This window comes from Pseudanabaena sp. UWO311 (assembly GCF_006937785.1).
Taxonomy (GTDB): domain Bacteria; phylum Cyanobacteriota; class Cyanobacteriia; order Pseudanabaenales; family Pseudanabaenaceae; genus Pseudanabaena.
The window spans coordinates 70,974-82,847 of record NZ_SJEE01000006.1; the positions used below are offsets into that span (position 1 = coordinate 70,974).

At 44.8% G+C, this 11,874-nt stretch carries 6 protein-coding genes; 2 read left to right on the top strand and 4 right to left on the bottom strand.

The window, feature by feature from the left end:
• Window positions 1–4: 4 nt before the first annotated feature.
• Window positions 5–3,286, bottom strand: a complete 3,282-nt coding sequence (locus PseudUWO311_RS07205; protein WP_142654524.1) for a hypothetical protein — start codon at window positions 3,284–3,286, stop codon at window positions 5–7.
• A gap of 206 nt (window positions 3,287–3,492) precedes the next feature.
• A complete protein-coding gene (locus tag PseudUWO311_RS23955) occupies window positions 3,493–3,648 on the bottom strand; it encodes a hypothetical protein (protein ID WP_190303428.1) in 156 nt (51 codons plus the stop codon).
• Between the two features lie 102 nt (window positions 3,649–3,750).
• Here PseudUWO311_RS23955 and PseudUWO311_RS07210 point away from each other — a divergent pair, with 102 nt between their 5' ends.
• Window positions 3,751–5,187 (top strand): reverse transcriptase family protein, encoded by a 1,437-nt coding sequence (locus PseudUWO311_RS07210; RefSeq protein ID WP_142654525.1) that lies wholly within the window; start codon window positions 3,751–3,753, stop codon window positions 5,185–5,187.
• 289 nt (window positions 5,188–5,476) lie between these two features.
• On the opposite strand, the gene gyrA is transcribed toward PseudUWO311_RS07210, so the two are convergent.
• Window positions 5,477–8,173 carry a DNA gyrase subunit A gene (gyrA, locus tag PseudUWO311_RS07215; RefSeq protein ID WP_142654526.1) on the bottom strand — a complete coding sequence of 899 codons (2,697 nt, stop codon included), beginning with the start codon at window positions 8,171–8,173 and terminating at the stop codon, window positions 5,477–5,479.
• Window positions 8,174–8,933: 760 nt separating this feature from the next.
• Between gyrA and PseudUWO311_RS07220 the strand changes: the two genes are divergently transcribed.
• Entirely contained in the window at window positions 8,934–10,919 is a 1,986-nt protein-coding gene (locus PseudUWO311_RS07220; RefSeq protein ID WP_142654527.1) for an FAD-dependent oxidoreductase, read from the top strand.
• Window positions 10,920–11,185: 266 nt separating this feature from the next.
• Here PseudUWO311_RS07220 and PseudUWO311_RS07225 read toward each other — a convergent pair whose 3' ends face one another.
• On the bottom strand, window positions 11,186–11,500 hold the full coding sequence (locus PseudUWO311_RS07225) for a DUF3082 domain-containing protein (RefSeq protein ID WP_142654528.1): 315 nt from the start codon (window positions 11,498–11,500) through the stop codon (window positions 11,186–11,188).
• Window positions 11,501–11,874 lie beyond the last annotated feature (374 nt).

Sequence of the window (11,874 nt, forward strand, 5' to 3'; positions counted from 1 at the left end):
TCCTTTATGATTTTGTGGGGGTAGCCATTAGCTTGATGGGAAGCGGGATTTGAGGATATGTGAGATGGATTTTTAAGAGGGATTCTAGGGCTTTGGCTTTATCACCGATCGCGATCGTGGCGGACTGTCTGGTGAAGATTTGGGCGACGATATGCGCAGCAGCTTCGCTTTTAGTTGCTTCTTGATTGAGAAAAGCGAATACCCGTTGCTTGGTGACACGACCGCGATTTACTTGGGCTAAGACTCTTGTGAAATAGGGAATTAGCTCCTGCAAACGACTGGGATTATTTGCCGCGTAGTTTTCTAGATAGTTGGTGGCAAATAGCTGCATATCCGTAGAAGGATGTTCGCTAAATTTAACTAGATATTCCTGTCCATCGGTTTCTTGAAAACAACGACTGACTAAATCGCGCCCAAACTTGCGCACATCAGCGCGAATGCTGTCACAAACACTGATAATCACCGCAGGCGTAAAGTCTTCAGGTTGCAGCAGTTCTCCAAACAGACGAAATCCAAATAGTCGCGCATCATCCCATCGGGATTCTAGGAATGGTAATGCTGCAAGTAATTCCTCAGGCTGGCGGTGCAGGCGTGGGAGGATTTGTTCGCCCATGGGATAGGAAGCATTGCGGACTGTGAGAGCTTCATGGTTGCCAAACTCAGCAATCTCTGATGTCGTGAAACTACTCGCCCAAATAGTTCCATTGGTTAAGAGAATAGACCCCGCTACTTCTTGAGCAGCAGTAGATTTGGATTGGAGAAGTTGCTTAGTCGTCTCTTGGGTAGCAGAAGACATCCATTCAGACAAATCATTTTGGAGCAACTGACAGAGAAATTTATGCACACCTTCATCGGTTTCAGGCACAAGCAAGACTTGGAGCAGTTGTCCTGCAAGAATTAGGCTGAATTGATAGTTTTCACTAGCTAAGCGGCGAATGATCGGACGAATTGCTTCGCGCATATCCGCGATCGCATGGGTCGCGATGGTCAAAATTAGAGCCATGCGTTCTAGCAAAATGCGATCGGGCAATTGCCCAAAAAGCCTTACACCCAAAACTCGCACATTGTCATAGGGAGATTCTAATAGAGCTTCGATCAAACCAGATGGTAAATCCAATGCATTGACTTCGTGGTTCACCAGAATCTGCGCTCCCAAAGTTTGTAACTCTGGCAGAGGATGACGCAAGAGATCGAGAATGATTTCTAAGCCTAGCGATCGCAATTGCATACTGAAGCTAAGTAAGAGAGTTTCTACGCCTTGCTTGGCTTGTTCTGCTTGATCAGGTTGCAGGGTCAACATCAGAGCAATAATCTGTCCAATTAGCGAACGCGCAGTGATATCACTCACAATTGCCGCACCGAGTAACTGCCGTGCAAAAGTTCTAGTCTCCGCTTGTTTGCTCAGTACTAACCCCGCAATTAGTTGACTATCCTCAGTTAAAAAGCGATCGCGCTGCTCGTTAATCCATCTATAAGCCGCAGTCCGCGCAGGCGCAAAAGCACAATTAGCCACTGCTAGAATCAGTTTCCCATCAGGTTGATCAGATTGATAGCGTGCCCCTGCTAGCTCAAATCCTAATTGCGCTGTAACTTCATAAGGACGGTCTAAAATTTTAATCAGATTCTCTAATGATAGTTCTGCACAAAACTGTTGGCATGATCGCATCGCTTTAACAGCAAAATGATGTACAGGACGACATTGACTTTCTAATAGAAGTTGTAATAATGCAGTGGGCTGCTGTTCCCAAAGTTGAGGGAAGGCTTCTTCTCTGACTTTGGGCTCAGGATGTTCAGGCTTGTAGGGTGGAACGCATCGCCATGCTTTGGAATTGGGCTTTAGGTCGTAGCGGGGGCTATGCTCGAAGAGAATATGATTGAAGGTTAGGTATTTGGCATAAATGTCCCATTCAATTCTGGCTGATTCATAGCGTCGCCAATTGCGATCGTATTTATAGTAAACGGATTGCCGCACTTCCTCGACATCAGTATCAGAGTAATGCAAGAGAATGCTTACAGCTAAGTTAATGTAAGCTGGATCGCCTAATTCCCCAAGTTTACGAAGCGATCGCCAAACTCGCCGCCTTAAGTAACTGCGAGTTTTGTCAGTATAAACCTGACTTGTCAGAGCTGCTTCATATTCTGGATGTTCTCGAAGAGAGAATTCTTTCGTAACTCCTTCTTCTTCGATTAATATCATGATTTCGCGAGTTCTTTGATTTCGGTAAGATCTGATGTGAGGAGCAGGCTCGTTTGTATCAAATCTTCGAGTCAGAATTGCAAAGGCTTCCGCATCTTGGCGATATTCGGCAATTTTAAAAATATGTCTGACTCTTTGAAAGTAGTTATATCGCAGTGGAACTGTTCTCAAAACATCTAAGATGGCTGGGCGAATCTTCTCACTATCGATTTGATAGAGCAGTTCGATCGCCATAAAACGGTAGCGATCGTCGCTATTGAGAAGAGTCTGAAAAGCTTCCGCAAATTGCTCAGCAGTACCATGGCGAACTGGATCTTGCAGCGAGATCGGTAATTGTGCGATTAATTGCGATCGCATCTCCGCTTGTTTTGCACTATCAGCCAGTTTAAAAACAGCTTCAAAGGCAATACGCCTTACTGAGTCTGGCGTAGCAATATTTTGATACAGCTCTTCTAATGTGGGAATGACACTGCGATCGCCGCACCAACCTAATGACCATGCGATCACGTAGTTCCTAATTGGATTGCGAGAAGTGTTGAGCATCCGTAACAACAGAGGCACTGCTGCGGCAATCTTTAGCTCGCCCACCCGCCAAATCAATCGATCTAAGGGATGCTGGCGATTCTCTTCGGCAGCGCTAGTTGTACTACCATGTCTAGATACTCTGCTGGATCTGCCAGAAGCTCGACCAGATACTTGCCGAGTAGCAACGACCGTCGGCACGCCCACATTTAAGATCGCCACTAGACGATTAAGAATTGCTTGGCTTCTGGCATCACTATCAATGGGAATTTCTATAGATGGCGGTGGTGTAATTGCGATCGGTGTAGAAATCGCCGCCGCTTCCCCAGTAGCATCACGGTAGCCTTTACTTACTTTTGCATTGAGTAAGCGATCGCACAGTTTCTGCGCCTGTTCTAGGGATACGGCTGTAACTGTCTCAGATTTTTCTTTGAGGACAGTGTCTTGTTTCCCATATCGCGAGTTGACTACATAGCGATTATCACCAATCTGACAAAGATCGATTTCGTAGACTTTAGCTGAGCTGCCAGCCTGATAAAGTAGCGTCGTTCGTTTAATTATTTGCATGGCAAGCTCAAACTAGTTAAATTGATAACGTGATAACAATTTAGCTATCCTAAATCGTTTGTATTTGACCCATTTACACAGTCTAGGTTATCGTTTAATAGTACATAATTTGTACGATTTTTATTGTCGCAACAGCAGTCATAAGGACAAACAACCTTGCAATCCGAATGGTGGATCGCCATTCTTGCATTTAGTCTAAGCGCGCATCACTGGCTTGCTCTTAACTGTGCGTCTCTCGCCCCTAGTACGTCATCACAGTTTGGCTTCCGAAAAGCTGACGGACGTACTAGGGGCGGAGCCGCTGGAGTTGAGCAATCCAGTCCTGAGAGGTTTACGAAGGAGTAATCTGTTGACTGCTGCATGTGACTTTTTACAGCGCAAAGCGCTGAATAAGAACCCAAATTTCTATTTAAAAATGTTGCTTTGCAACATTTTTAAATAGAAATTTGATTTTTGGTATAACTATGACCAATCAACCCCGCAACCGTCAGGAACTATACGATCGCATTAGGCGTAGCTCCAGAGATGAAGTAATTCTGGAGGAAATGATTCGTTTAGGATTTTGGCCCGCCGCAGGTGAAATGCCCAAGGATCCTGCCGATGAGATTCGGCGCAAGGGCGAGATCATGCGGGAACTTGAGGATTTAAGAGCGCAAAATCGCCAACTACATAACGAAGAAGCACTAAAAAAAGAAGCTTTAGCACAAAGATTAGCGGAGTCAAAGCGCAAACAACAAGAAACCAAAGAGCGACGAGAGCGAGAGCGACAAGAACGTCTAGAAATTTGGGAACTTAAGAAGCAGCAAGAAATTGTATTTCTAGGCGAAGGTGTTTCCGCAGGACTCAATAAAACCGAATGCGATCGCGATCGCCTACAAAGCTACGGCTTACCAGAATATGGCACATCGGGCGAGATTGCTGCTGCTATGGGAATCAGCCTCGGAGAGCTGCGATTTTTAGCCTTTGCTAGACGGGCTAGCAATATCTCTCACTACATCCGTTTCAAAATTGCCAAGAAAACAGGCGGCGAGCGGCTGATTTCTGCGCCCATGCCAAAACTCAAACAAGCTCAGACATGGATTCTCTATAACATTCTAGAGCAAGTAGATTTACATGAGGCGGCGCATGGCTTTTGTCGTGGGCGATCGATTGTCACCAATGCCGAGCCGCATGTGGGAGCCGATGTCGTCATCAATCTAGATTTGCAAGATTTCTTTCCTTCTATCTCTTACAAGCGTGTCAAGGGGTTATTTATATCTCTAGGCTATTCTGAAGCCGCTGCCACAATATTTGGACTAATTAGTACTGATGCTGCTGTAGAAGCAGTGGAACTTGATGGCAAAACTTATTATGTGGCTCTAGGCGATCGCCATTTGCCTCAGGGTGCACCCAGCAGCCCAGCCATTACCAATTTAATCTGTCGCCGCCTTGACCTGCGCCTCACCAAGATGGCTGCAAGTCTGGGTTTTGTGTATACCCGCTATGCTGATGATTTAACCTTCTCTGGCTCTGGCGAGAATTTGCGACAGATCTGTAATGTGCTGAAACGGACGGAGGCGATCGCAACTCATGAGGGATTCACGATTCATCCCCAAAAGACGAGAGTTCTGCATAAGTCTCAACATCAAGAAGTCACAGGGATTGTGGTAAATGAGAAACTAAATGTCGATCGAGAAACACTCAAGCGTTTTCGTGCCACATTATTTCAAATTGAGAAGGATGGATTAGCAGGAAAGCATTGGGGCAATCATCCTGATTTAATTCAATCAATTGAAGGCTTTGCGAACTTTGTGGCGATGGTCAATCCAGAGAAAGGTGGCAAGCTCAAGGAGCAAGTCCAGCGCATTAAAGCCAGGTACAAACCCAAACGAGTAAAGCGCGTAAGACGAAAAAATAAATAAGCGATCGCGACTTCATTATCTCAATTCTAAAAATGGCAACGAAATTTTTAGAATCAAAACTCCTAATCCTTACTGAGTTTGTTTTTCTAGATAAAGTAAAGTTTCAGCCATTAATCATAAAAAGAAAGAGAAGGGAGCGCTAAGCGCTCCCTTCTCTTTCTTTTTTAGCCTTGCACTCAAGTGCAGGCTAAAAGCTCAAACCCAATTGGAACGGGTTACAGAGAATTTTTCCATAGTCCACTTAAGTGGACTTGAGCTTTTAGTCAAGAACTTGAGTTCTTAGCTTTTCTTAGGATTCAGTATCTCCATCTAATTCCTCAACTTCTGAAGCTTCGACTTCTGATGCTTCGACAACTACTTCAACAGCAGTTACCAACCCATCACCGTTTTGAATTTCCACTTCTTCGATTTCTTCTTCCAATGCAGGAGGAACCAGAGTTGCGCCAACGATCGCATCAGATGCATCTAATCTTTGTAGACGTACACCTCTTGCAGTACGTGACTGACAGGCGATCGCATCAGTAGATTGCCGCATGACAATACCTCGACTGGTGACGATCATCAGTTCATTCTGTTCATCAACTAAACAGAGCGAAGCCAGTTGATCTTGTCCAGATTTGAACTTAGTGACACGCAAGCCTTTACCAGCACGTTTTTGAATACGGAACTGACTCACAGGAACTCGCTTACCATAGCCGCCTCTGGTTACGACTAATACCCAAGGTCCTTGAGATTTTTCGTTTTCAACCTCGGTAGTTTCAGTCTCTAGATTCTCATCTTCATTGACCACTACAGTCAAATCAATATCTTCTTCAGAACTTTCAACTTCCTCGATTTCTGCTAAACCAGCAGGAATAATGTCCATACTCACGATCAAGTCATCGCCAGTCAGACGCATTGATCGCACGCCGCGAGTATCGCGTCCCATCGGGCGCAACTGCTCATGATCGGTACGGAAGCGGATCGACATACCTTGGCGCGAACCGACGATAATTGTATTATCAGCTTTAGCACGGCGTACCCAACGGAGTAAATCACCTTCTTCTAAGGCGATCGCAATTAGACCATTGGAGCGAATATTTGCGAAGGCAGGAAGCTTGGTTTTTTTGATATAGCCGCCAGCCGTGAGCATGACCAGATATTCATCTTCACTAAACTCGCTGATGGGTAAAACCGTAGTGATTTTTTCGTCAGATGCGATCGGTAATAGCTGTACCACAGCAGTACCACGGGCGGCGCGACCAGATTCTGGAACTTCATATGCCTTGACTCCATAGACCTTACCGCGATCGGTAAAGAAGAGAACTTTGTCATGACTACGACAAGCAAAGAAATGGGCGATCGCATCATCATCCTTGACATTGGCGCTAGCTTTGCCTCGTGTGGCGCGATGTTGAGCCGTGAAAGTATCCACAGGCATCCGTTTTACATAGCCTTGCTCCGTCACCATCACAATCGTTTCGCGATTGGCAATCAAGTCGGCAGTATCGATATCACCTTCATTGGGCAAAATGCGGGAGCGTCGGGGTGTTGTAAATTCAGCTTTGATTGCTTCCAGTTCTTCACGGGTAATCGTGAGAATGCGATCGCGATTGGCGAGAATATGTTGCAGATCGGCAATTTTAGCGACTAATTGATCGTGCTCGTCATGAATCTTATCGGCATCTTGAGCTGTCAAGCGACGCAACTGCATCGCCAAAATTGCGTCAGCTTGAGCTTCTGAAAGTCCATAACTTTCTATCAATCCCAACTTCGCAGAACTACTGTCATCAGCTCCACGAATCAGCGCAATTACTGCATCCAGATGGTTGAGCGCAATTAATAGACCTTGCAATAAATGATCGCGTTCTTCAGCTTTCCGCAGTTCATACTGTGTACGGCGCGTAATTACTTCATAACGGAAATCGAGGAATACTTGTAGAGCATTGCGAAGCGTTAGCGTAATTGGTTCGCCATCTACCAGTGCCAACATATTGCAACTGAAATTCGATTGCAGAGGTGTGGATTTGTAGAGATTATTTAACACCACTTTGGGATAGGCATCGCGCTTCAGCTCGATGACTAAACGCATACCATCGCGATCGCTTTCGTCACGAATATCAGAAATGCCATCAATTTTCTTCTCATTGACCATTTCCGCAATGCGTTCGATCAGCGCTGCCTTATTGGTTTGGTAAGGCATTTCCGTAATGATAATCGCCTCGCGATCCTGTCGTCCAGAAGCCGAAATCGTCTCAAAGCTAGCCACTGCTCGCATAGTCACAGAGCCGCGCCCCGTCGTATAGGTTTCACGAGCACCATCGGTTCCTAAGATCAAAGCACCTGTCGGGAAATCGGGACCTGGAATATATTGCATCAATTCCAAATCCGTCAGCATCGGATCAGCAATCAGTGCCACCAATCCATCTACCAATTCGCCCAAGTTATGTGGTGGAATATTTGTCGCCATCCCCACAGCGATCCCAGAAGATCCATTTAGCAACAATTGGGGAATTCTAGCGGGTAATACCAGCGGCTCCTGTTGCGAGCCATCATAGTTATCGCCAAAGTTGACCGTATCGCGATCGATATCTTGAATCAGCCCAAACTGTGAGATGCGGGTCAGCCGACATTCGGTATATCGCATCGCGGCGGCGGGGTCATTATCGACGGAGCCAAAGTTACCGTGTCCATCGACCATGCGATCGCGCATCGAAAAGTCCTGCGCCATCCGCACCAGTGCTTCATAGACAGCGGTGTCACCGTGGGGGTGATATTTACCGATTACGTCACCGACCACACGGGCACATTTCCGAAATGGGCGATCGGCGGTCATGCCCAACTCATGCATAGCGAAGAGAATGCGGCGATGTACTGGCTTGAGTCCATCACGGGCATCGGGCAAGGCGCGACCGACGATCACGCTCATGGCATATTCCAGATACGATCGCGACATTTCGCCGCGCAGGTCTGTTGGAATAATCCGATCTTCTAAGATATCAGTCATACGGCTACTCAAATTCTCCTTGCATTGCTTGGCAGTGCTTGCCCCGTGTGATCTAGGCAATTCTTACTAAGTGTCTCTACTATTATAAGGCTTTGCGGGTAAGCTTTGCGGTTGCTTAAGAGGCTTAGCGCTTAAGAGTAAAGCAAATGATTTTGGGCTAGCCAAACAATGTAAAAAATGTCCTATGAATCCTTTAATTTATTCAATTCTTAAAATAGCAACATCATTTTGAGAGCGAATCAAGTACATTTTTCTTTTTGTATAAGATCACTAACTTATTAGTTTTTCTCTTCAGCAAAGATTCAGATAGTTTTAGGATAAGAAAAACAAAATATATTTTGTTTTTCTTATCCCAAAATGTTGCTTGTATTCCAGCAATTCTCATTATGAAACCAATTTTGGATTTTCCAGCGCCTGCGGCGCTGGAAAATCCAAAATTGGTTTTTTGAAAGCACGCCATAGGCGTGCTTTCAAAAAACCAATATTTGTAATGAGAATTGCTACTTGTATTCCAACCAACTTGACAAAAAACACCCACTAACTATTCTTTACAGAAAGTCTTGAAATCACTGCTCATACTATGGTTTCTCTAGAGAAAAATTGATGTAATCCCTGTAAGGTGCAAACCATCTTGATTAGCCAATTTGCTTACACTAAAGTATGACAAATTGTTAACTCTTTAAGCTAATCTTAAGACTGTGTGATGTGAGAGTAGCTGCTTGTTTTACGACAGGCAAATTTTTATTATTGTCAGTGAGCCATGAGCAAGCAAAAAAATAAGCCAGAAGATTTTAATAATCGCGTAGAAGAGACCGAAAATCTTAAACAAAAGCCAGCTTTTCGGCCTAAATTGCGACATATCTTAGTAATGCTGTTCTTAGGCGTTGTAATTAGTGGTGCAGCGGCAAGAACTTGGCAAATTAGTAACAAACCAAAATCAATAGAGCCGATCGCTCAAGATCCCAACTCGCCAATCAAACTGTTTGATAATAATGGGTATCCAATCTTAAACCCACCTCCACCAGCGGATGCCGAAGTCTGGGAATGCGAAGTGACCATTGTTGGGGGGTCTTTGGGTGGAGTCGCAGCTGCTTATCACTCAATGAAAACTGGGGCAACAACTTGCTTAATCGAACTTACGCCGATGCTAGGTGGACAGGTGAGTTCACAGGGAGTTAGTGCGATCGATGAATCTTTACTCATGCGCTATCGTCAGAAATTCCCCCTTAGTTGGACGCATTTTAAAAACATTATTGCCAGCCAGCCAGCTTTACCAGACAAATATTCGTACTTAAAGCCAGGGGGAGTGGTAGCAGATACCAATAGTTGCTGGGTTGGCAATCTTTGCTTTACGCCCTATTCAGGAGAACTAGCCTCCGAAGAATTTTTGCGTGAATCCCAGCGCTCTGCGCCAAAAAGCAGATGGAGTACGCAGATTGCTTTTAAAGGAGCAAGTTTTAATGAAAAAGGCGATCGCATTACGGCTATCCATGCTGTAGCTCGAACGCCTCGCGATCCAAATTATTTACCGCAAGGTCGCTTATCTCGCGAAATAAAAAGCTGGTTTAACTGGAACTCTGACGAAACTTTTATCAAGAAGCCAATTCGTTTACAAGCTCCCGCAGGTAAGCAGATGGTCGTGATTGACTCCACTGATACAGCCGAAGTAATTGCTTGGGCAAATCTTCCTCACCGTTTAGGTGCTGAAGGTTTTGCCACAACAGGTGAAGTTCATGCCGTAGCCGACAATCCAGAATGCACGCAAGCATTTACATTCCCATTTGTTCTGAAAATTGCCGATGATGAAGGGCGATCGCTTAAGGAACTACGTAAAGTACAGCCAGGCTATTCCCGTGAAGAGCATCGCAAAGACTATGACTTGGGTAGATTCCCCATGTTTGAAGGCAACAGCGTATTCAACTATCGCCGTATTGTCAGCATGAAGCGTGATGACCCATTTAAGGCAACTCCTGCCAAAGGCGATATGACCGTCATTAACTGGAATCGAGGTAATGATTGGGGGATAATGAATCCACCTTTAATTTTGACTGACAAACAAATTCAAGACTCTGGACAGCAACAGAACTGGCTAGGCGGCTTAAATACCTCAGCCCTTAAGGATGGCGAAAATCATGCTCTGTTATTTGCCGAATGGATCATGGATAAACATGCATCCGCACAATTTCCTTTACGGCTAATGTCTGGGCCTGATAGTCCGATGCCCACCGAGTCTGGATTAAGTATGTATCCATATATCCGCGAAGGTCGGCGTATTTTAGGGCGCTCAGCCTATGGTCAGGCAGAATTTCTCATGCGTGAGCAAGATATTCGTAATGATATGGATGGTGGACGAAATTTTAATGCTACTTCGATTGGGTTGACACACTATGCGATCGACATGCATGGTTGTCGCTATCGCAATTGGGAACCATCGAAAGCACCAAGCTCGGCTCCTGCTAACGAAGACAAAGTCCGCCCAATTATTTTGCCGTTTGAGAGTTTAATTCCTCAACGTATTGATAATTTATTGATGGGTGGTAAGGCGATCGCGGTTAGTCACATTGTCAATGGTGCAACTCGCATTCATGTAGGGGAATGGTCAGCAGGTGCCGCCGCAGGAGCTGCGGCGGCTTGGATTGTCTTACAAGATGATCCGTCGCTAACACCGCAGGCAATTCTTGATCGCGGTAGGATTGGCGATCTGCAAGCGCTTCTAAAAGCACAAGGCATGTTAGTGGAATGGTAAGACCAAAACACAAAATGGCTACGCCATTTTGTGTTTTTACAGCTGTCACCAAGTGTACTAGGACATAAAACCCAAGAATTGGTTGGCGGCGCTCCGCGCCGCCAACCAATTCTTGGGTTTTGATTTGTCCTAAGACAAGTGACATTAGCTATAAACCCTTACAGGGTTTGGTCTTTAATTCACAAAAGTGTTGTCACACTTATGTGAATTGATATAAATCAAGAAAAATGGGGGTAGTGCTACGCACTACCCCCATTTTTCTTGATTTATATTTGTGGTTTACTGAAAATATTGGAAAACATTTGCTTAATCGTTAGCAGTACCAAACCAATAGCAATCACAGCAAAAATCATAGTTGCGCCAGTACCGACCGCTAACAATAAAGTACGAACTAATGTTGCAAGCCGATTGGCCAGAGTATTTGTTGTCTGTAAAGGGGCTAAAGACAGCTTGTGCGCCATCATATTTGTAAATGAGTAAAGCCCAGTGGCGAGAGTAGCCGAAATTGCTACCCCTGTAAGATTCTTAAAAAGAGATGGAGTAGTATCTTGTACAGATTTAGGTGGGGCTTCTTCAGTCATATCTGGCTTGCAAATTCGTAACTAGATTTTGTAACTAAATGAGAACAGGTAACGGCAAATATTGTCGTTACCTGTTCTTAACATATATTTGCGACTTGCGATCGCATAAAAATCACTTTAGAAGGCAAAAAACTTAATATCTTTGACCACAAAATGATTTAAGATATCCGCACTCAACACAAAAATGCTAGTCCCACTGGAAACAGTGGGCTTTTTTCTGTGTACTTTTATCATTGCACAAATGTTTGTGCGGTGCGACAACGAAATTTATATGACAACATTTAAAAAGACAAGAGGCAGTGCAAAGCACTGCCTCTTGTCTTTTTAAATGTTAGTCGCTTCAAGCATTATGGCTCTTGAGCGTAAGCAAATAT

Excerpts from the sequence above, each read along its gene's own strand:
- PseudUWO311_RS07205 (WP_142654524.1), bottom strand. The coding sequence starts at position 3,286 with ATGCAAATAATTAAACGAACGACGCTACTTTATCAGGCTGGCAGCTCA.
- PseudUWO311_RS23955 (WP_190303428.1), bottom strand. The coding sequence starts at position 3,648 with ATGCAGCAGTCAACAGATTACTCCTTCGTAAACCTCTCAGGACTGGAT.
- PseudUWO311_RS07210 (WP_142654525.1), top strand. The coding sequence starts at position 3,751 with ATGACCAATCAACCCCGCAACCGTCAGGAACTATACGATCGCATTAGG.
- gyrA (WP_142654526.1), bottom strand. The coding sequence starts at position 8,173 with ATGACTGATATCTTAGAAGATCGGATTATTCCAACAGACCTGCGCGGC.
- PseudUWO311_RS07220 (WP_142654527.1), top strand. The coding sequence starts at position 8,934 with ATGAGCAAGCAAAAAAATAAGCCAGAAGATTTTAATAATCGCGTAGAA.
- PseudUWO311_RS07225 (WP_142654528.1), bottom strand. The coding sequence starts at position 11,500 with ATGACTGAAGAAGCCCCACCTAAATCTGTACAAGATACTACTCCATCT.